Origin of the sequence: Cobetia sp. L2A1 (genome assembly GCF_009796845.1) — a bacterium.
Classification (GTDB): domain Bacteria; phylum Pseudomonadota; class Gammaproteobacteria; order Pseudomonadales; family Halomonadaceae; genus Cobetia.
Genome location: NZ_CP047025.1, coordinates 1739734 through 1761322 on the forward strand (window position 1 = coordinate 1739734; position 21589 = coordinate 1761322).

Genomic DNA, 21589 nt, shown 5'->3' on the forward strand with positions numbered 1-21589 from the left:
TCATCTGGTCAGAGGAGTCTTGTCATGGCTGGGGTGAGACACGATGCATGTATTGAGGAGCAAGTGAATGACAGCCAATAGCCTGCGTCGTGCAGTGCCTCGTTATCGTGGCCCCGCTACCTACCTGGATGCCTTGCCGTCACGGGCTTGTGAATGGCCGCTCGAACACCAGCACACCAGCCCGAAGGATGAGACAGATGAATCTTCGAGAGATGCCAGTACTCGCCGTGGCACCTTTGGCAAGAAGGATTGGCCGTCTCGCGACATCATCTTCATTTCGGATGCCCATGCAGATGCCGAAGCCTTCATTGCCTCACTCGTTGCCAGTGGGGGCGTTCATCTCACGTCCAAGGGCTCGCTGAAACTGACAGTAAAGGGCAAGCAGTGCGTCTTCGTTATCGGCGGTGATTGTCTTGACAAGGGGCCGAGCAATATCGAGCTGCTGGAAGCACTTCGCTCACTCATGCTGAGTGGGGCACGTCTCAAGTTATTGGCCGGAAATCATGATATGCGCCTGATGCTGGCGCTGATGAGACTCAGCCATGACAACTCGGCACGTACCGATCACTTGTTCGTGCGCATGGGCGCTAAGGGATTGGCGTTGCTGAAGGAGGTATTTGATCACTACCTGGTCGATAAACCGCGCGCCATGAAAAGTATTCCCTCACGTGCCGAATGTCGGCGACGGCTATTTCCTGGCGCTGACTGGGCCGAAGATTTCCGGAAAACCGCGAAAGGCGTGTTGGAAGGGCATGCACTCGAAAAGGAAATAGCGCGGCTGGAATCCAAGATGTCGGGGTTCGAGAGAGCGTGTGAAAAACAGGGGCTGAGCTTGCGACAGACCTATGCCGCGGCCCTCAAGGCACATGAGCTGTTTCTCAAGCCTGGCGGACGTTTTACCTGGTTTTTCGACGAAATGCGTCTGGCATATCGCAGTGGGGCCTTCCTGCATGTCCATGCGGGAGTCGATGATGCCTTTGCCAAGCGGCTCGGCCATCAGCGGGTTGCTGAGGTCAATCGCGAGTTTCAGCGCATTCTGCGTGAAGATCCCTTCGCCTTCTATTACGGTGAGTTGGCCAATGTGCTGAGAACCAAATACCGCAAGAGCGACATGCCGCTGACAGCAACAGGGGTGAAGCATCTGTCAAAGGTCGGCATACGCGCGGTGATGCACGGGCATGTGAATCATTGCAATGGGCAGCAACTGAACTGGCGGTGTGGACTTTTACACATAGAGGGCGATATCACGCTGGACCGCAATTCGCGCAGCAAGGAAGGTCTCAGTGGCGTGGGGATGGGCGCGACGTTGATCGAGGCTTGCGGTCGGATCATCGCTGTCAGCAATGACCATTGCGTGGTCAAGGTGTTCGTGCCCTGACATCACGCACCGGTGGCCAGTTGTGAAGCACGAGTCATGTATAAAGAGACGGGTGTGAAAGGAGGCGAGCGTGAAAGGCGATAAGCAGGAAAAGTCACTATTCCGACATGAATCACTGCAGTCCATCGAAGGTGTACAGGATATTCTCAAGGCCATCATCAAGGGCCTCGGCAAGGGACTTCTGTCATTCAGGGACGAAGATGGTGATATTCGGCTCACGCCACGCGGACTGCTCACACTCAAGGTGACAGCTCGGCGAGAGGATGACTATCATCGTATGGATATACGGCTATCGTGGCACGCACGGCCCGGGGCCAAGCGGAACAAGACGCTGAAGATTTCCGATGATGATTCACATTGAATTCGTCACTCAAGGCGTCCGTCACGACAGTATTGGTTAGATATCCACGTATTGTGGGCACGCTGAAGGGAGAGACAGTAGTGAATATCATCATGGATGTGGCCACCCACACGAAGCCTGATGCGAGCGGTTTTTCGCGAAGACTGACGCGTCGATTGTTCACACGTCTTGTGATGCTGGGGTCTATGACGCTGCTATCGGCACACGCCATTGCAGAGGTTCCTGCGGCGCTTTCACAAGACTCGGTTCGCACGATTGAGCAAGAAGTGGATGCCCGTATGGGTGTTGCCGTACTGGATACCGCTGATGGAACGCGCTTCACCTACCGTGGCGATGAACGTTTCCCGATGAGTAGTACGTTCAAGGCACTGGCGTGCGGGAGTATGCTGGCCTTGGTTGATGCCGAGCAAGAGTCATTGCAGCGTAAAGTGAAGATCAAGCCGGAAGCCGTTGTGACCTACTCTCCGGTAACGGAGACGCAAACCGAGGGTGATGGCTTGACCCTCTCCGAACTGTGTAATGCGGCCGTGACGATCAGTGATAACACCGCAGGTAATTTGATTCTCGATGCCGTGGGCGGGCCAGCAGGACTGACTGCGTATCTTCGCTCACTGGGAGATGACACAACGCGTTTAGACCGCACCGAAACCTCGCTCAATGAAGCAACGCCTGGCGATGTGCGGGATACCACGACACCCAATGCCATGGTGACAACGCTGCAGAAGTTGCTATTGGGAGATGCGCTGTCGGAAGACTCGCGCATTAAACTGCAAAGCTGGTTGCTGGCGAACACGACGGGTGAAGGCAAGCTGCGAGATGCCTTGCCGGCGGGCTGGCAGATAGGCGATAAAACCGGTGGTGGTGGGCACGGCACCAATAATGATGTTGCGATTATTTGGCCGCCTGGTCACGCTCCGCTGATTGTTGCCGTCTATCTCACTGAGAGTGACGCGAGTTTGGCACAACGCAATGCCGCGATTGCGGGCATAGGACGTCTACTGGTGACTCAGGCGGGGCAGCGCTGAGGAGTCGTCTCAGCAAGTTCGTATCGGGTAGGCAACGGTGAGTTGCCAATCGGGCGCGAACGGTACCTTGTGGGATGCCATGTGCGCCCACACCTAGTGGTTACGCATCAAGAAACGGGGATGGCGATGGATGCCATCCCCGTTGTCGTTCAGATGGCTGGTGATGCCAGCGTCGTCGTTCATTCTGATCCGCCACCTCCAGGGATTTATCATGTCTACACTGTTCTCTCCGCTTCGTCTAGGGCCTGTCACGCTCGAAAACCGCATCATCATTGCACCCATGTGTCAGTACTCTGCTGAAGACGGACGTATGCAGGCTTGGCATGACCAGCACCTGGGGAGCTTGGCTCAGTCCGGTGCGGGGCTGTTGATTTTTGAAGCTAGCGCCGTGGCACCTGAAGGACGCATCACCTACGGTGATGCTGGGTTATGGGATGATGCGAGTCGCGATGCCATGAAAGCTGTCGTCGATCACATCCGTCCCTATTCACCGATGCCATTGGCGGTCCAGATTGGTCATGCGGGGCGCAAGGCCTCCTGCGAGAAGCCGTGGGATGGCGGCAAGGCCATCGCGCCCGGCGAATCCAATGGCTGGCAGGCACTGGCCCCCAGTGCGATTCCCTTCAGTGAGGGCGGTCCGCTACCAGAGGCCATGACGACACAGCAGATTGCCCAGACGATTGAAGACTTTGTGCTGGCGGCACGTCGTGCTGTAGAGGCAGGCTTGCAAGGCATAGAGCTGCATGCCGCACATGGTTATCTTCTGCATCAGTTCCTCTCACCTCTGAGCAATCAGCGTGAAGATGCCTATGGGGGTACGCTTGCCAATCGCATGCGCTTGACGCTGGATATCTTCGATGCCGTGCGTGCCTCGATCCCTGACGACATCGTATTGGGTGTACGTATCAGTGCGACCGACTGGGCAGAAGGTGGGTGGGACCTGGCGCAAAGCATTGAGCTTGCCAAACAGCTGGATACTCGCGGCTGCCATTATCTCCATGTCTCCAGCGGTGGGTTGAGCGAGCATCAGCAGATTCCGGTCGAGCCCAATTACCAGGTGCCACATGCCGAAGCGCTCAAGTCCCATGTCGTCATGCCGGTCATCGCTGTCGGCCTGATTACTGACCCGCAGCAGGCAGAGGATATCGTGACAAATGAGCACGCAGATGCCATCGCTCTGGCACGCGGGATTCTCTACGATCCGCGTTGGCCGTGGCATGCTGCAGCGGCGCTGGGTGAGACGATCAAGGTGTCGCCCCAGTATCTGCGCTGCCAGCCTCATGGGTTGAAACAGCTGCTGGAAAACCAGGAGGGCTGATACCTCTTGATCCTTGCTGGCAGCGCTGGTTCATATCCATGACTTGAGGACAGCGACTGGCGCGCATTCACGTCAAAAGAAACAAAACGCCCGCAAGCCTGACGATGTTTCAGGCTTGCGGGCGTTTTCGTGTCGGTCTTCAAGTGTCGGTCTTCAAGTGTCGGTCTTCAAGTGTCGGTCATCAAGGGGAGGGTGGCGTCATTTCCAGCCCATCTGCCACACGGTATCGTCCGCCAGGTCACGCCAGGCGAGCATGTAATCATTGTGAGTCATGACAGCCTGCAGAGTGACCTTGACGACATGTTCATTCTCTTCATCGCGGTGCAGTGTCGTGACGATGAAGTGGCGTTCGCGATTCTGTGGAGCAATGGCAGTCCATTTGCTCCGCAGCAGTTTCTCAGGGTTGATACGGTGCATGGTGGCTCCTGAAGCGGTATGAGTGCGCGGTTGGCTCATATCGAGGGGGGGGACTGATTGAGCAAGCCCCAAAGTAACTTGGCGGACTTGGTACCCTTGTCACAATGCCGATAGCAGGCGACTTCCAGTGTCGGGCTCCCTAGTTCATCCAGCAGGGATACCAGCTTGCCACTTTCGAGGTCATCCTCGATCAGGCCATGGGGAAGCCAGCCTATGCCCAAGCCAGCCATGACCAGCTCACGGATTCCGAGGGTAAAGGATGTCTCGCAGATGATATCGATATCCTTGGCGCGCTGTAGATCGATGAGGAAGGGCGAGGCCAGTATCTGTCCCATGAAGCTCTCCGGATCGTAGGCGATGAGCGGCAGGCGCTGATGCTCGCTGGGTACGTACATGGCGCGGCCGGACTCATCCGAGGCGCAAACGGGCAGTAGTTGTTCAAGTCCGAGTGAGATGCGTTCGATGCCAGTATTACTGTCGCTGAAGATAGGAGCGCCCTTGAGTTCGGAGCACAGCAGTAGATCCGCCTGATTGCGCTCGAAGAGCTCGATGCATTCATAGCGATCCAGTGACTTTACCTGCAACCCTGATTCCGGTGAATTATGGCGGAAGTAACGCAGCAACCTCGGCAGATAGCTGACCGTCAACGTGTGCTGGGTAGTGATGATAGCCTTGGGCCCTTGCCGAGCTTCACTGCGCAGGCGGCTCCGCAATGTGTATAGCCGTGTCAGCCATTCACGTAATTCAGGTTCATATTCCAGAGCATGCTGTGTCAGGATCATTCGCTGTGACTGTCGATATACCAGCTCTACCCCAAGCCATTCCTCCAGCTGACGAATTCTTCGTGAGAAGGCTGGCTGTGTCACATTCCGCCGTTCTGCGGCCAACGAGAATGTGCCTGCTTCGATCAATGCAAGAAAATCTTCTATCCATTCGATTTTCATGAGTCTCTTGGGCTACCCCTTGATGCGTTTGATCTTGGTATAAAAAGTAACAATGTACTGGAAATATGCCATTGCTCTTGGATAAAGTCTTCACTCAGGAGCGAATTTCCTGGATGCAACATCATGATACTCTAATGCAATATCTGTCTAGCGAAGATTGGTGGAGTAAAATTGGGGTTCAAGAAATTTGACGCACTGATTCACTATGGGGCTTGGCTGGAGTCATTATTATCGTAACGTAATTGACGGGTGATAATCTGATAAGACCAGTCAGTATATAAATACACGTCACAGTTTATACACTAGTGAGATGGGAGGCGATTCGATTGGATAATACGCGCGGTAGTATATTCATGATCTTGGCAATGGCTGCATTTTCCGTTGAGGATATGCTGTTCAAGTTGGCAGCGAATCATGCCTCGATTGGAATACTCCTCATCATATTTGGTCTAGGTGGCATGTCGATTTTCATGATGTTGACGTGGCGTCGAGGAGAGGACTTTGTCCCGCCCGCTATTTTTTCTCTTCCTATCTTCATTCGTGTGACGTGTGAGATAACCGCTCGATTATGTTTCGCATTGGCTATCACGCTGACACCCTTGTCCAGTGCGTCCGCCATCTTGCAAGCGACGCCACTTGTCGTGGTATTGGGAGCAGCCCTGATCTTTGGTGAAGTGGTCAGTGTGAAGCGATGGCTGGCCATTGGTGTCGGCTTCATCGGAGTGTTGATGATCGTGCGTCCAGGCCTCGATAGCTTCAGTGCGGCATCATTGTTTGCCGTGATCAGCACATTGGGCTTTGCGGGGCGGGATCTGGCGACACGCGCAGCGTCTTCGTCCATCTCCAATGTACAGTTGGGGATCTATGGTTTTCTCGCCTTGATTCCAGCAGGTATTCTGTTCGAGGTTTACCAACCGACATCGTTTTATTTTTCATCCGATGCAAGCTGGTTGATCCTCGGTGTCGTCATTTTTGGTGTTGTCGCCTATAACGCTTTGACAATTGCCATGCGTAAAGGGGCAGTATCGGTAGTGACCCCCTTCCGCTATACACGGTTATTGTTCGCATTGGCATTGGGAGTCGTAGTATTCAAAGAAACACCTGATGTCATGACCCTCTTGGGGGCGGGTGTGATTGTCTTGAGTGGAATTTATATTATGACTCAGAAAAAGGAAAATATCGCGATTGTATCACCGAGTCTCGGTGTCAATATCAAGAAGTCATAGTTGCCACTGCATGATTTCATGGTATCCAATAATTATCCCGCTTGAAGTGCGGGATAATGGTATGTCATGAACGCTACGTTTCAGGATATCAATAATGGTAATTCTTCTGAAGCCTCGTTATCTGGCCTGCAGCATCCCTCGTTGATCACGTCTCTTCATCATTTCATGGCTCAACCCTGTCAAGGTACGACAGCGTATTGGCAGGACGAGCGTGCGGTGAAGGTTGATGCACTTCAGGACGTACTGCCTGACGGCATCCTTGTAGGCCCTCATGATGGATCGCCTTTCTCTATAGAATCTTGATGAGCAAAGTGGCAGTGAATGTCACTGATATTTTTTGTATTAGCGATAAAAGATTCTTAGTGAAAGCTAGCGGATAGTGTTTTCATGATGCTATGCAAAAAAGTAATAAACTTTGAGAAACATGGCATTGGGCGGAGATCCTCAACACCATTAGGTTTGAGTCACAGCTAGGCGAGATGCCGAAGTGAGGTCGTATATCCAATGACCGACTGTTGAGAGTAACCCTATGACAACAATTACCCGTTTGGAGGCTCGTATGCATCTGTCCCGTTTCCCCCGTGTTCGCCTTGGTCACCTTTCGACTCCGCTGGAGCCGATGGACAACCTGAGCAAGCTGTTGGGTGGGCCGCGCCTCTGGATCAAGCGTGACGATTGCACCGGCCTTTCTACCGGCGGCAACAAGACCCGCAAACTCGAATTCCTGATGGCAGACGCACTGGAGCAGGGTGCCGATACCATCATTACCCAAGGCGCTACCCAATCGAATCATGCGCGCCAGACTGCGGCAGCTTCCTGCAAGCTTGGCCTTGAGTGCCACATCCTGCTGGAAGATCGTACTGGCAGTGATGACCGTAGCTACAACTACAACGGCAACGTCTTCCTGGATCAGCTGCATGGTGCGACTGTCGCCAAGCGTCCGGGTGGTGCCGACATGGCTGCCGAGATGGAAGCGCTGGCAGACAAGCTGATCGGACAGGGCAAGAAGCCCTACATCATTCCGGGTGGCGGCTCCAACGAGATCGGTGCACTGGGGTATGTGAATGCGGCACTCGAACTGCTTTCTCAGGCCAATGACATGGGCCTCAAGATCGATCACCTTGTGCATGCCACCGGCAGTGCGGGTACTCAAGCCGGGCTTGTGACTGGTCTCACCGCCTGCAACTCTGGTATTCCCGTGCTCGGTATCGGCGTTCGTGCTCCGAAAGACAAGCAAGAAGCCAATGTTTTCGCGCTGGCGCAGAAGACAGAAGCCAAGCTGGGTCTTTCCGGTGTCGTCAAGCGTGAAGATGTGGTCGCCAACTGTGACTACGTCGGCGAAGGCTATGGCATCCCGACCGCCAGCATGGTTGAAGCGGTGACGCTGCTGGCGCAGCAGGAAGGCATCCTGCTGGACCCGGTCTACTCCGGTAAAGGTATGGCAGGGTTGATCGATCTGGTCCGCAAGGGCCACTTCAAGGAAGGCGAGAACGTTGTATTCCTGCATACCGGTGGTGCAGTGGCACTGTTCGGTTACCCGGACGCTTTCAACTTTGAAGACTACAAGGCCTGATCCGCATCTGATGGTATCAGGAGGTTCCCTGTGACTTTCTGACGGCAAAGACCCGAGAGACGATCACAGCTTGCCAACGCGCTTCCCCATCTATTCGGGTGGGGAAGCGCGATGATTACAGCAGTTTCCGAGGACACCATAATGACAATCAGACACCTCAAGCTGGCTGAAGCAGCCGATGGCGTAGCAGAAGAAGATCAGCGGACAACCGCTATTGTCCAGGACATGCTGCAGGACATTCGCGCCCGTGGTGAAGACGCCGTGCGCATGTACGCCGAGAAATTTGATAACTGGACTGGCGATTTCGTGCTGACTGACGAAAAGCTGGCACGTTTGATCGAAAGCGTACCGCAAAGTGTCAAGGACGACATTGATTTCGCCCACCGTCAGATCAGTCGTTTTGCGATTGCCCAACGCGATAGCATGACCTCATTTGAAATCGAGACAGAGCCGGGTGTCGTGCTGGGTCAGCGCATCTTGCCGATTGATTCAGCGGGCTGTTATGTGCCGGGCGGGCGCTATGCCCACGCCGCTTCTGCCCTGATGAGTGTTGCGACGGCCAAGGCTGCCGGAGTGAAGTATATTACTGCCTGCTCTCCGCCCCGTGGTGACAGCATCAATCCTGCCGTCGCCTATGCGATGCATGTGGCAGGCGCTGATCGTATTCTGGAGATGGGTGGCGTTCACGCTGTCGCCAGCATGGCGTTTGGTCTGTTCGGCGGACGCGAAGCAGATATTCTTGTCGGTCCGGGCAATGCCTTCGTGGCAGAAGCCAAGCGGTTGTTGTTCGGTCAGGTCGGCATCGATGTCTTCGCAGGCCCTACGGAATCAGCTGTGATCGCCGATCACACCGCTGATCCCATGACAATCGCCGTAGATCTGGTTTCTCAAGCTGAGCATGGCCCCAACTCTCCGGTCTGGTTGTTCTCGACCAGTGAAGAAGTGGCACGCCGTGTGATCGAGCTGATGCCACAGGTCGCAAATGACATGCCTAATGCAGATATCATCCATGCGGCATGGCGTGACTTTGGTGAAGTGATTCTGTGTGATACGCGTGAAGAAGTGGTCGAAGTCAGTGATCAATACGCGTGTGAGCACCTGCAAGTCCTTTGCGAAGATCTTGATTGGTGGAAAGAACATTTGAGCAACTACGGTTCTCTGTTCCTCGGTGAAGGCAGCACAGTCACTCACGGCGACAAGTGTTCGGGGACTAACCATATCTTGCCGACCAAGCGTGCCGGGCGTTATTCCGGTGGTTTGAACGTTCATAAATTCATGAAAATTCTCACCACACAGCAACTCAGCAAAGAAGCCAATCTCAAATTCAGTGCTATCGGTTCACGCATTTCGCGTACCGAAGGCATGGAAGGTCATGCGCGTGCGTGTGACTGGCGCCTGACCAAGTACTTCTCCGAGCAAGACTGGGACTTCCCGGTCTACGCTCAGAAGCGTTATTGAGGAGAGGTCGATATGCGCCGTTTTTCCAAGTCATTTACCCAGCAGGAAGCTATCCCTGATACCGCTATTGATGCTGCTGTTGCGGTAATGCGTTCAGGCCGCCTTCATCGTTACAACCTGGCAGAGGGAGAGCAGGGCGAGACAGCCCTGCTCGAACAGGAATTCGCCGCCAGTCTCGGTGTGCCCTATGCCATGGCCTGCGCCTCGGGCGGCTATGCCTTGCAGCTGGCGCTGCGCGCCTGTGGTCTGGAAGCTGGTGACAAGGTGCTGTGCAATGCCTTTACCCTGTCGCCGGTGCCGGGAAGCATCGTGGCAGCGGGAGGGGAGCCGATACTGGTCGACATTCTCGATGACACCACCGTCGACCCGGCCGATCTCGCGCGTGCCGCAGACGAGAGCGGGGCGCGCTTCTTCATGCTCTCCCACATGCGTGGCCATATCGGTGACATGTCCGCGATCATGCAGGTCTGTGACAGTCGCGACATCACGGTGATTGAGGATTGTGCCCATACCATGGGGGCTTCCTATGACGGCAAACCCAGCGGAACCTTCGGCAAGGTCGGGTGCTTCAGTACCCAGACTTACAAGCACATCAACTCCGGCGAGGGCGGTTTGTTGGCCTGCTCGGATGATGAGGTAATGCGTCGAGCGATCATCCTGTCTGGCTCCTACATGTTGTATGACCGCCACCTGGCAGCACCGGATGCCGCAAGCTTCGATGTCACTCGACTCATGACACCCAACATGAGCGGGCGGATGGATAACCTGCGGGCTGCCATTCTTCGTCCTCAACTTGCCGATTTGCAACAGCGAAAAAGTCGCTGGAATGCACTGTATTCCTCTATGGAAGCGGGTTTGAAGGGCTTGAGGGGAGTGTCGCTGATAGCGCGATTCCCGCAGGAAGATTTCGTGGGGAGCTCCATTCAGTTCGGCCTTGAAGGCTGGGGCAAGGAAAAGATTTCCCACTTCATTGCGGGCTGTGAAGCACGTGGTCTACCCGTCAAGTGGTATGGAAAGCCGCTACCGGAAGACTACACCAGCCGTTACGATAGTTGGTCTTATTTGGACAACAATCGCCCGCTCCCGAATGCAGATCGTGTGTTATCGACGTTATGCGATTTGCGACTACCACTCACATTCGACGTTGATGATTGTGGCGATATTGTAATATTGATTAAAGACGCATTGCATGACTCGCGTACTCTACTATCGGTTGCATCTTGAAGAGAGATGGTCGGAAATAGGATCGCAGGTTCATATAATATAAATGTAGTTTATCTGCATTCATTTCTAGAATATCGTCTCCTGAATATTGGAGAGAAGGTCCGCAACCACTGGAGTGATAACAATGTTCAATAAAACTCTCCTGGCTACAGCAATGATGCTGGTCATGACATCCACTGCTCAGGCCAAGACCTTCAAGGTTGGCCTGGGGGATCCTGCTGATTCGGATCAAGGGGCATATGCCCAACGCTTTGAACAGCTCGTGGAAGAGCTGTCTGGTGGCGAGATGCAGGTGGAGCTGTTCCCGGGTGGTCAGTTAGGTACCGAGACCGGCATGATTCAGGACGCGCGCATCGGTAAACTGGATTTTGTCATGGCGGGTATCGGGAATCTTACCCCTTACGCACCACGTCTGGGTGCCTTGACCATGCCTTACGTACTTCGTAGTCATGCGGACGCCGTCAAGGCAACGACAGGTCCTCTGGCGGACAAATGGAATGCCATTGCCGAGAAAGAGGCTGGTGTCCATATTCTGGGCTGGCATTATTCAAACTTCCGCTATCTGACCAACTCCAAGCGACCAGTGACATCGCTTGAAGATCTGCAGGGTCTGAAGATTCGCGTGCCACAGAACAAGATCATGCTGGCGACCTATGAAGCCTGGGGCGCCAATCCCATCAGCATGTCATGGCCAGAAGTCTTCACGGGTCTGCAGCAAGGTGTGATTGATGGTCAGGATAATCCGGATATCGTCAACTACACGATGAAATTCCAGGAAGTGCAGAAGTATCTGACAGAGATTCACTACCAGTATTCTCTGCAGCCGATCATGATGGGAGTTCGCACCTACAACAAGCTGTCAGATGAAGAGCGCGAGATCATTGGTCGTGCGGGTCTTGAAGCTCAGTTGTATGGTCTGCAATTCCAACTGACTAAGGCATCCGAGGCACGTGCCGGCATGGAAGCCGAAGGCGTCGAGTCCGTAGCACTCACGGATGAAGACAAGTGGATCAGCATTGCCAAGGAAAAGGTGTGGCCGCAGTTCTATGACGAAATAGGCGGTAAGGAATCCTTCGATGAGTTGCAGAAGGCGTTAGGCCATTGAGTCTTATGAAATGTCAGCCAGTCACTGGCAATTGACATGATTCAACAACCTGTTTGAACGCTCGAGAATGAGGCATCAGGGCGCTGCTCTGGTGCCTCATTCAATGCAAAATACGAAGGAGGCTGCCATGTTGGCCAGATTGAACAATATTGAAGATTACGCCTGTCGGTTCCTGTTGGGTGTTTTCGTGCTGTTGTTGTTTGCACAAGTCGTGCTGCGTGTCGTCTTCGGTATCGGTTATTCCTGGATGGAAGAGTTGGCTAGATATGCCTTTATCTGGTTCGTCTTTCTGGGTGCTGCACATGCCGCCCATCTCGGCGCACATAACCGCCTTCAAACTCATATTAACCTGTTGCCACGCAAGGTGGCCTTGGGCCTGTTGCTGTTTGTCGACCTCATCTGGGTCGGTTTCTGCCTTATTCTCGCGTACAAGAGTCTCGATCTGATCAGTCTATTGACCGAATTCCCCTATGCATCTCCTGCGCTGGGGTGGTCACTGGCCTATGTCTATTACATCTTCCCGATCGCCTTCACGTTGATGGCTTTTCGTGTTCTGCAGGTGCAGTACATGAAGTTGGTACATGGCGTGGAGCCGGGCGATGTCGATGCACAGGAAGTGGAGAAGATCACTCAGAAGTCTCCGCGTGACGACGATACTGTTTACACCATCAAGGCGGAGAGCTGATCACCATGGCCGCTACTATTCTCTTTTCCTTGTTTGGAGCCTTGCTGTTTCTAGGCTCTCCCATTGTGGTCGCCTTGGGTGTTGCGTCTCTGGCGGTCTATGTCGTCAATGGCGATGACATCACTTCTCTTGTTGAACTTGCGTTTTCAGCCATCAACTCCTTTCCCTTGATGGCGCTGCCATCCTTCATTCTGGCCGGTGCCTTGATGGGCGACGCGGGTATCGCACGGCGTCTGATTCGTATCGCGGAAGAGTTGGCTGGGCCTGCAGCTGGTGGCCTTGGTGCTGCAGCGGTAATGGCCTGTATGTTCTTCGGCGCTATTTCTGGCTCTGGTCCCGCGACCACGGCAGCAGTGGGCATGCTGGTGATTCCCGCAATGATCGAGCGCGGCTATGGTAGAAGCTATCCAGCGGCGATCACGGCAACGGCCGGCGGCCTGGGGGTGGTGATTCCGCCCAGCATGCCACTGGTCATCTATGGTGTGACGGCGAATGAGTCGATTTCCGCGCTGTTCATGGCAGGCGTGATTCCCGGCATTATGCTGGGGGCGGCGCTGATGATCGCCAATTACATCACTGCCAAGCGCAATGGCTATCAGACGCAAGGCGTTCCTTATGATAAGGCACGTGTCTTCAAGGTGCTCAAAGAAGGCTTCTGGTCGCTGATGGCGCCGGTTGTGATCCTGGGCGGCATCTATAGCGGACTGTTCACACCAACGGAAGCGGCAGTCGTATCCATCTTCTATGCATTGTTCGTGGGCGTGTTCATTCACAAGGAATCTTCATTGCTGGGCCTGAATGAAGCCTTCCAGAACACGACCTGGCTGACCGGCCGTGTGCTCATCATCATGTTCACCGCCACGGCTTTCGGCCGGATTCTGGTGGAGCATCATATTCCGGCCATGATCGCGCAGGGTATCTTGAACATTACCGATAGCCTGTGGCTGGTATGGATTCTTGTAATCGCCTTCCTGCTCATCGTCGGCATGTTCATCGAGATTCTGGCCACCATCATGATCATCACCCCGGTATTGCTACCGGTGATGGTCGAGCTTGGAGTCGACCCGGTGCACTTCGGTATCGTGCTGGTCGTCAGTCTTGGGATTGGTTTCTCGACGCCACCGCTGGGTGAGAACATGTTCATCAGCTCCAGTATCGCCAACGTGTCCATCGAGAAGATTTCGGTGCGTGCCTTACCGCTGGTGGGCACCATGGTGCTGATTGCCTTGCTGTTGGCTTTCGTGCCGCAGTTGACGATGTGGCTGCCAGAGCTGATGGGCTTCTAGAGTCCGCATGAATCTCACAACATCGAGAGGGGGGCGCCAACCTCGCCTCCCTCTCGACTTTCATCCTTCAGAAACATTCGTGCCGGAGACAATGACCCATGAGAAGTTCGCATGACGCCTCAGGGACAGAGCATGTTGCGGTTGGCGTGCTGGGAGGGATGGGCCCTGAGGCAACCATCACTTTCATGCAACGCGTACTCGATGCCACCCCGGTCGAGGATGATATCGACCATGTGCACATGGTGGTCGACAACAATCCCAAGGTGCCATCACGCATCAAGGCCTTGCTGGAAGGGGGAAATGAAACACCGGGGCCGGCAATTGCGGAAATGGCGCAGCGACTGGAGCAGTCGGGCTGTGATTTCCTGGTGATGCCGTGCAATACCGCGCATTACTACTGGCAGGATGCGCAGGATGCTGTCTCCATCCCGGTCTGGCATATCGTCGAGCGTACGCTGGATGGCGTGGCGGAACAGTGGCCGGGAGCACGCATCGGCATGCTATGTTCCCCGGCACTGCGCAAGATCGGTCTCTATGAAGGTTTCATTGAAGCGCGTGACCTGTCATTGGCCTACCCACAGGATGAGCCGGCGATGCTGGAGGTGATCCGCAACGTCAAGAAGGGCCAGGTGAGTGATGAGGTCGTCGGTAATGCATTCCGCCGGGCAGCAGAGGACCTGGCCTCTCAAGGTGCCGATGTACTGGTGCTGGCCTGCACCGAACTTTCCATCATCAGTCACATGCTCGATGACGCCTTGCCTGTCGTGGACTCTGTCGAAGTTCTGGCGCGCAGTGTCGTGAAGGCGGCAACGCAGTAAGCCTGGATATCGACGGACAAAGCCCTTCCTCGCACTCTGCGGGGAAGGGTTTTTTACTTTCGTGTCTTGACGATCATTTGAGTCGTCGTCCCTGACGATTCTCGAGATAGCGCGCCGGTGTGGTGCCCAGCAATTTCTTGAACATGCTGATGAAGGCATTGACGGATTGATAACCGACTGCGTCCGACACACGTTGAACCGTCATGCCTTCGGCAAGAAGACGGATCGCGACGACAAGATGCAGTTGCTGTCGCCAGCGGCTGAAGGTCAGGCCGGTATCGCGCTGTATCAGTCGGGCGAGGGTACGTTCACTCATGGCCAGCTCGTCCGCCCAGTGCTTGAGCGTACGTCGGTCGTCGGGGGCCTCGATCAGGGCATCGCTGATACGGGTGAGGCGGCGGTCGACCGGCAGTGGCAGATGAAGTCGTTCTCCTGGCATGTTGGCCAGTTCCTCCAGCAACACCTGGACCAGGCGTGCGGTGGAGCTGTCATCGGCGTAATCCAGTGGCATCTGGGCCAGGCGCAGTACCAGTTCACGCAGCAGTGGCGAAATGGAGAGGGTGCAACTGTGGGCGGGCATCTGAAGTGCACCAGGTTCAATGAACAGGTGGCACATGCGGCCGCCACGAGTCAGCTGATTGCTATGGGGCAGACCGCCGGGAATCCAGACCCCACTCTGGGGAGGCACCATCCACAGCCCTTCGGCGACACGGCAGGTCACGACACCGTGAAGTGCGATCACCAACTGGCCCTTGCGGTGTTGATGATAGGGAATCTCGAGAGCTTGCTGGCCGAGATCGACGTGCAGCGCGCTTGCCGGACGGTCAGTGATGTCCGGGTCATACTGGCAGGCCATGGCCAGTGCAGCCGTACTCATCGGTGAAAATGAGGTCAGTGACATGGTTCACACTCAGATTGTCAGTTTGCAGGTATCTGAAGTCATAATGGCTTCATTCTGCAGCCGCGAAGTTGATTAAGCTATCGGTAATCTGTGCGAAGAGTCACCCCAGTCGTGACTGATCGCTGTCATCCAGTTCACTCGCTGCGAGCCCCCACATGACTGAACTCTGTCATTCTTCCTCTGTGCGCCGACTGAGTCAGCCTGCCGTTCTGATCGCCGGTATCTTGCTGATCGCCATGAATCTGCGGGCGCCATTCACCAGTGTGGCCACGCTGCTTGAAAGCCTGCGGCAATCGTTGGGCTTCAATGCCACGGCGGCGGGCATGCTGATGATTCTGCCTCTGTTGGCGTTCGTGATCGTATCGCCCTGTGTCCCAGCATTGGCCAGACGTCTGGGGCTTGAACGCAGTCTCGGCCTTGCCCTGGTCACCATCGCGGCCGGTGTCGTGGTACGGGCACAAGGCACGATGCTGGCGCTCTATCTCGGGATCGCGCTGATAGGCGCCGGGATCGCCGTCGGCAATGTCTTGCTGCCAAGTCTGGTCAAGCGTGCCTTCCCGCAGCATATCGCGCTGCTGACATCGTGCTATGTACTCACCATGGGCATCATGGCGGCGATTGCCTCGACTGCCATGGTACCGCTTGAGCAGTCGAGCCCGCTGGGCTGGCGCTTTGCCTTCGCCGTGATGGTCGTGCTGCCTGTGCTGACATTGCTGGTGTGGTGGCCGCAGTTGTCCAGCAAGACGGCCCCTGTCATCACCGAGGCTGCCACGCATCTGGAGACACCACTATGGAAGGTGCCGCTGGCGTGGCAAGTGACCTGTTACATGGGGCTGAATTCATTGCTGTTCTATACCATCAACAGCTGGCTGCCGAGCATTCTTGCCGACAATGGTTTTGCGCTTGGGCAGGCGGGCTCCCTGCATGGACTATTGCAGCTGGCCTCTGCCTTGCCGGGTCTGGTGCTGGTGCCATTGATGCCCAGGCTCAAGGATCAGCGACTGATCGCGATGCTGGCGCCCTGCATGACCATTGCGGGACTGCTGGGACTCTGGATGGTGCCGCAATGGGCCATCATCTGGGTCGCGCTGATCGGCGGAGGGACGGGAGCTACCTTCATTCTGGCGTTATCCTTTGTCGGTCTGCGGGCGCGTCATTCCTTGCAGGCGGCATCACTCTCCAGCATGGCGCAGACGCTGGGATACCTGTTGGCTGCTCTCGGGCCTCCCATCATCGGGCGCCTGTATGACTGGCAGGGTAACTGGCAGATGGCACTGTTGAGCTGCGCCGCCATCGGTATCGTCATGGCTGGTATCGGGGGGCTGGCGGGGCGAGATATCCAGCTGCCACGCTAGGCGCTGCCACGCCTCGCGTTTCTCCAGACATTTTATCTTTCACAAGGATGTGTCACATGTCATCACTTCCGGGCCGATCAGGCACCGCAACGCGCCTTGTCTCAGCACGGCCTCCTGTGTCCGCACTGGCGTTCGCAGGGCTGCCCTTCAAAGGACTTCCATCTACAGGACTGCCATCTGAAGGGCTGCGATCTATAGCGCTTGCTGTCGTCGGGCTAGCGGCTGCGATGTCGCTGAGCCTCCCCGTAAGTGCCGCGACCCTTTCGTTGCGCGTGATCGAGACGACGGACATTCATGCCAATGTCATGGACTACGACTACTACAAGGATCGTCCCAGTGTTCGCATCGGTCTGGTGCGCGCGGCGAGTCTGATCAAGCAGGCACGTACCGAGGTGGCCAACAGTGTGCTGCTGGACAATGGCGATCTGATCCAGGGCAGTCCGATGGGCGACTACATGGCGAACAAGGGTCTGGAGGAGGGCGAGGTCTTCCCAGCCTACAAGATCATGAATCAGCTCGACTATGATGTCGGCAACATCGGCAATCACGAGTTCAATTACGGGCTTGAGTATCTCAAGCGCGCACTTTCGGGGGCTCAATTCCCCTATGTGAATGCCAACCTGCTGGATGCCGGCACGGGCAAGCCATACTTCACTCCCTATCGCATCATCAAGCATGCCTTCACTGATGATCAGGGGCAGCCTCATGAGCTGAAGGTCGGTTATATCGGCTTTGTACCGCCGCAGGTCATGACCTGGGACAGCAAACATCTCAAGGGGCGTTTGACCGCCCAGGACATCACGGCCAGTGCACGGTACTGGGTGCCGAAGATGCGCAAGGCCGGTGCTGATGTCGTGATCGCCATCCCGCATTCGGGGCTCTCGACAGACCCCTATCACGTGATGGCCGAGAATTCGGTCTATTACCTGTCACAGATAGACGGTATCGATGGCATTGCCTTTGGTCATGCCCATGCCGTCTTTCCCAGTGACGAGTTCGCCAGTGTCCCCGGAGCGGATATCGCCAAGGGCACACTCAATGGCGTAGCGGCGATGATGCCCGGCCACTGGGGCAGTCATGTGGGAGTGATGGACCTGACATTGAGTGATGCTTCCGGACAATGGCAGGTCATTGATGGCAAGGCGCAGGCACGTCCCATCCAGGTGGCGGGCGAACCTCAGGTGGAAGAGGACGCGGCGCTGGCAGCGCTGGTAACGCCAGAACACGATGCCACGCGTGAGTACGTCAATCAGAATATCGGTCGAGCGAGTGCTGCCATGAAAAGCTATCTCGCTCTCGTGCAGGATGACCCGACCATCCAGATCGTCAATCGTGCCCAGGCGGACTACGTCAGACGCTTCATCCAGGGTGACCCGGATCTCGCCGACCTGCCGGTCCTGTCAGCAGCAGCGCCCTTCAAGGTGGGAGGCCGACACAACGACCCGACCCAGTTCACGGAAATGGACGCCGGGGAGCTGAGCTTCCGCAATGCAGCAGATCTCTACCTGTACCCCAATACCTTGGTGGCGCTGAAGGTCACTGGCAAGGAAGTGCGCGAATGGCTGGAGTGCAGTGCAGGTCAGTTCAACCGCATTGACCCGCAACGCCGTGAGCCGCAGATGCTGATCAATTGGGAGGGCTTTCGCAGCTACAACTTCGATGTCATCGATGGCGTCAATTATGAAGTGGATGTCACCCAGCCTGCGCGGTATGACGGTGACTGCAAGCTGATCAACCCCGAGGCGAAGCGAATCACCGACTTGACTCGCGATGGACAGCCCGTCAGTGATGATGAGGTCTTCCTGTTAGCCACCAACAACTACCGTGCCTACGGCGAGGCCTTCCCCGGCACAGGTGAGTCACATGTCGCCTTCGCGTCACCGGACGAGAATCGCAGCATCCTGGCGCAGTACATCCAGCAGCAGACACAGGAAAAGGGGGCGGTTGACCCGGCGGCTGACCACAACTGGCAGCTGGCCTCCATCGACAGTGGTGTGCCGCTGGATATCCGTTTCACGACCGCCAGTGGCGAGCAGCCCGCCGAGTTCATCAAGGCCAACGCCGTGTATCCCATGACACGGGTTGGTGAAGATGAGGCAGGTTTTGCTCTCTATCGCGTCGGACTGGACAAGCTGCGCTAGTTTTCAAGGACAAGCCTGTGTCAAAAACGCCAGTCAGCTCATGCTGACTGGCGTTTTTGTATGTAGCGGCTGACAAACACATCGTCGTCCATGCGCTTCAGCGCCAGGGCGCATGCAGGGCAATGCTGAGCAGCACCCGCTTGCCCTGTTCAATGCGACTGACGCTGTGCTCGTGAAGGTCGGGGCGAAAGAGCACGATACGATCAAAGAGGGTGAAGAGGGTGCCATCGGCCTCAAAGACGCCACCTTGGCGGGGCTTCTTGAGCACGATATTGAGCTTGTAATAGCGTCCACTGCCCATCGGGTCATTGTGACGCATCACGCGATGGCCTTGCGGGTAGGTCACCAGATTGATGGTCAGGCGACGAACATCGAGCAGACTGCGGTTGATGACGCGGGCCATGAGCGCTCCCCTTGAATTTGGTGGGCAGTATTAAACCCTAAATTGAGTGATTGATCAAAATCTTGCTTGAGTGATCACTCAATGATGCGTAAGGTGGCTCCATGTTCACGGCGAAAGGGCGATATCTTCACTCATCGTCATGCCGTGATTGAGTTTCTTCCAAGCAAAGAGGTCAGCAATGAGCCACGACAACATGACAATGGAAGCCCTGGAAACCCGTTATGCGATGATTGAAGGTCACCGCATCGCTTACAAGGAAATGGGGGAAGGGCAGCCATTGTTGTTGATTCACGGCATTCCGACCAACAAGCTGATGTGGCGCGATGTGATGCCGGAACTTGCCAAGCATTATCGTGTCATTGCACCGGACATGCTCAACTATGGTGAGTCGGACATGCCGCTGGATGCCGATGTTTCCATCAATGCTCAGACGCGTATTTTCATCAAATTGATGGATGCGCTGGGCGTGGCAAGCGCTGATGTCGTATCACATGACATCGGCGGCGGCATTGGTCAGCTCATGGCCGTCAATCACCCCGAGCGCGTTCGTCGTCAGGTACTGATCGACAGCGTGTGTTTCGATTCCTGGCCGATCCCGGAATTCAAGCAATTATTGGAGCCGGGTGTAGAGGAAGCGACCAGTGTCGAGGAGTTCATCAGCACCATGCGCGGCTTCATGCCCAGCGGTGTACATGATCCGGCTGTGGCCACGGAAGAAATGGTAGAGCGCTATGTCGCGCCCTGGAACAGCGCCGAAGGCAAGGCAGCCTTCTTCCGCAACATGCGCCGTCTCAACAAGGAATACACTGAAGCGATCGCGGGTGACCTCAAGAATATCGAGATTGATACCTTGGTACTGTGGGGCGACAAGGACAGCTTTCAGAAGCCGGATTATGCCCCCATGCTGACAGCTGCTATCCCGGGTGCTGAGCTTGTCTGGGTCAAGGATGCTGGCCACTGGGTGACGGATGAAAAGCCGCAAGAAACGACCCGCTATATTCTTGAATTCCTGGCACATTGATCGAGTCGCAATGTTCAGGTCAATGATCTAGAGGGCGTGTAATTATTACTCGCTCATCATGAACATCAACGCCCAGTCAATTGACTGGGCGTTGATGTTTTATAGGTATCACTAATGACTACTGGATCATTGAATTACGTCCGTGTGCGCAGCGATACAGTCTTTTTCCCTCTCACTAGACCTTCTTATTGAAGAGAGTGATGACGCTGTTGCGCGTATATTCCAGACAGGCTATGTGAAACCAATGTTGCTTGTGCCACGGCAGCCTTCACATCGCTGTCAGCATGAAGAGTGCTATCCGCCATGGCATGAGTCGAGACAGTTGAGTGAGGGTTATGCTGCAGTGCGAGGATGCCACCGGCTCGAGTCGGTGTGCATTGCTCGCTGACCTGCTCAAAGCCATGGCGTTCATAAAGCGCTAACGCGGAGCTATCAGAAAAGACTCGCAATCGCAGTGCTCTGAGGTGTTTCTGTATTTTCATTTCATGAGTATCTGCTGTTTGCAGACTGATCTCTGGCTGGCGAGCAAGGGAAATTAGCCATTCCAGGCATGCTGAACCAATGCCACGCTGTTGCCAGTCTGGCAAGAGCTGCAGATCACGTAGATATAGCATATCAGTCAGGACTTTCAGGCTAAGAAAGCCGACCCACTCGCCATTGACGCGTATCGCAAAATTCTTGTTGTCCTGCCATTTCTCCTTGAACTGATCCTCGTTCCAGTGGAAACCATGCCGTTTGTAGGTTGCGAGCATGTTGCCACAACACAGGCGCTGTGCCGCATCGATTAGATAGCGATTGGCCGGTGTGTCGTTGATTGGGGTAATGCTGAGATCATCCATGATCCCTCCGTTTTCATTGGTGTTTGCAAGGGGAATATTGTCCAACGCAATATTTATGATGCAGCCTGACTCTCTAGTCAGTTAGTACACCCTAATTTAAGCACACCATCT

General features: G+C 55.2%; 20 protein-coding genes. 15 read left to right on the forward strand and 5 right to left on the reverse strand.

The features are described 5' to 3' along the window. Positions 1-67 precede the first annotated feature (67 nt). From GQR90_RS07585 to GQR90_RS07600, 4 genes are all read left to right on the forward strand, one after another. The gene (locus GQR90_RS07585; RefSeq protein WP_158773567.1) at positions 68-1378 is read left to right on the forward strand and encodes a metallophosphoesterase; all 1311 of its coding nucleotides are present in this window, start codon (positions 68-70) and stop codon (positions 1376-1378) included. Between the two features lie 70 nt (positions 1379-1448). Continuing rightward, positions 1449-1739 carry an amphi-Trp domain-containing protein gene (locus tag GQR90_RS07590; protein WP_158773568.1) on the forward strand — a complete coding sequence of 97 codons (291 nt, stop codon included), beginning with the start codon at positions 1449-1451 and terminating at the stop codon, positions 1737-1739. 173 nt (positions 1740-1912) lie between these two features. After that, positions 1913-2764: a class A beta-lactamase gene (gene bla, locus GQR90_RS07595; protein WP_158775380.1), complete on the forward strand. Its 852-nt coding sequence runs from the start codon at positions 1913-1915 to the stop codon at positions 2762-2764. Between the two features lie 211 nt (positions 2765-2975). After that, positions 2976-4082 (forward strand): NADH:flavin oxidoreductase/NADH oxidase, encoded by a 1107-nt coding sequence (locus GQR90_RS07600; RefSeq protein ID WP_158773569.1) that lies wholly within the window; start codon positions 2976-2978, stop codon positions 4080-4082. Between the two features lie 198 nt (positions 4083-4280). Here the strand turns inward: GQR90_RS07600 and GQR90_RS07605 are convergent, their stop codons facing one another. Together GQR90_RS07605 and GQR90_RS07610 are read right to left on the reverse strand one after the other, a co-directional pair. Continuing rightward, positions 4281-4499 carry a TIGR02450 family Trp-rich protein gene (locus GQR90_RS07605; RefSeq protein WP_158773570.1) on the reverse strand — a complete coding sequence of 73 codons (219 nt, stop codon included), beginning with the start codon at positions 4497-4499 and terminating at the stop codon, positions 4281-4283. Positions 4500-4534: 35 nt separating this feature from the next. Beyond that, on the reverse strand, positions 4535-5443 hold the full coding sequence (locus tag GQR90_RS07610; RefSeq protein WP_158773571.1) for a LysR substrate-binding domain-containing protein: 909 nt from the start codon (positions 5441-5443) through the stop codon (positions 4535-4537). Positions 5444-5748: 305 nt separating this feature from the next. Here GQR90_RS07610 and GQR90_RS07615 point away from each other — a divergent pair, with 305 nt between their 5' ends. From GQR90_RS07615 to GQR90_RS07650, 8 genes are all read left to right on the forward strand, one after another. Further along, positions 5749-6669 (forward strand): DMT family transporter, encoded by a 921-nt coding sequence (locus GQR90_RS07615; protein ID WP_267902049.1) that lies wholly within the window; start codon positions 5749-5751, stop codon positions 6667-6669. Between the two features lie 559 nt (positions 6670-7228). Beyond that, entirely contained in the window at positions 7229-8242 is a 1014-nt protein-coding gene (locus GQR90_RS07620; protein ID WP_158773572.1) for a D-cysteine desulfhydrase, read from the forward strand. Positions 8243-8383: 141 nt separating this feature from the next. Next, positions 8384-9700, forward strand: coding sequence for a histidinol dehydrogenase (hisD, locus tag GQR90_RS07625; RefSeq protein ID WP_158773573.1), 1317 nt, complete (start codon positions 8384-8386; stop codon positions 9698-9700). Between the two features lie 12 nt (positions 9701-9712). Continuing rightward, positions 9713-10924, forward strand: coding sequence for a DegT/DnrJ/EryC1/StrS family aminotransferase (locus GQR90_RS07630; RefSeq protein WP_158773574.1), 1212 nt, complete (start codon positions 9713-9715; stop codon positions 10922-10924). 166 nt (positions 10925-11090) lie between these two features. Continuing rightward, positions 11091-12029, forward strand: coding sequence for a TRAP transporter substrate-binding protein (locus GQR90_RS07635; RefSeq protein WP_199269494.1), 939 nt, complete (start codon positions 11091-11093; stop codon positions 12027-12029). Positions 12030-12156: 127 nt separating this feature from the next. Further along, positions 12157-12714 carry a TRAP transporter small permease gene (locus GQR90_RS07640; protein WP_158773576.1) on the forward strand — a complete coding sequence of 186 codons (558 nt, stop codon included), beginning with the start codon at positions 12157-12159 and terminating at the stop codon, positions 12712-12714. 5 nt (positions 12715-12719) lie between these two features. After that, complete coding sequence (locus tag GQR90_RS07645; protein WP_158773577.1) at positions 12720-14000, forward strand: TRAP transporter large permease; 1281 nt, start codon at positions 12720-12722, stop codon at positions 13998-14000. Positions 14001-14098: 98 nt separating this feature from the next. Next, positions 14099-14818: an aspartate/glutamate racemase family protein gene (locus GQR90_RS07650; protein ID WP_158773578.1), complete on the forward strand. Its 720-nt coding sequence runs from the start codon at positions 14099-14101 to the stop codon at positions 14816-14818. Between the two features lie 73 nt (positions 14819-14891). Here GQR90_RS07650 and GQR90_RS07655 read toward each other — a convergent pair whose 3' ends face one another. Continuing rightward, positions 14892-15719, reverse strand: a complete 828-nt coding sequence (locus GQR90_RS07655; protein WP_199269495.1) for an AraC family transcriptional regulator — start codon at positions 15717-15719, stop codon at positions 14892-14894. A 155-nt stretch (positions 15720-15874) separates the two neighbouring features. Here GQR90_RS07655 and GQR90_RS07660 point away from each other — a divergent pair, with 155 nt between their 5' ends. Both GQR90_RS07660 and GQR90_RS07665 read left to right on the forward strand, forming a co-directional pair. After that, positions 15875-17074, forward strand: coding sequence for an MFS transporter (locus tag GQR90_RS07660; RefSeq protein WP_158773579.1), 1200 nt, complete (start codon positions 15875-15877; stop codon positions 17072-17074). Between the two features lie 227 nt (positions 17075-17301). After that, on the forward strand, positions 17302-19215 hold the full coding sequence (locus tag GQR90_RS07665) for a bifunctional 2',3'-cyclic-nucleotide 2'-phosphodiesterase/3'-nucleotidase (protein WP_158773580.1): 1914 nt from the start codon (positions 17302-17304) through the stop codon (positions 19213-19215). 97 nt (positions 19216-19312) lie between these two features. Here GQR90_RS07665 and GQR90_RS07670 read toward each other — a convergent pair whose 3' ends face one another. Then, the gene (locus tag GQR90_RS07670) at positions 19313-19618 is read right to left on the reverse strand and encodes a 2OG-Fe(II) oxygenase (RefSeq protein ID WP_158773581.1); all 306 of its coding nucleotides are present in this window, start codon (positions 19616-19618) and stop codon (positions 19313-19315) included. 178 nt (positions 19619-19796) lie between these two features. Here GQR90_RS07670 and GQR90_RS07675 point away from each other — a divergent pair, with 178 nt between their 5' ends. Then, positions 19797-20639 carry an alpha/beta fold hydrolase gene (locus GQR90_RS07675; protein WP_233266480.1) on the forward strand — a complete coding sequence of 281 codons (843 nt, stop codon included), beginning with the start codon at positions 19797-19799 and terminating at the stop codon, positions 20637-20639. Positions 20640-20824: 185 nt separating this feature from the next. On the opposite strand, the gene GQR90_RS07680 is transcribed toward GQR90_RS07675, so the two are convergent. Next, the gene (locus GQR90_RS07680; protein ID WP_158773582.1) at positions 20825-21478 is read right to left on the reverse strand and encodes a GNAT family N-acetyltransferase; all 654 of its coding nucleotides are present in this window, start codon (positions 21476-21478) and stop codon (positions 20825-20827) included. Positions 21479-21589: the final 111 nt, after the last annotated feature.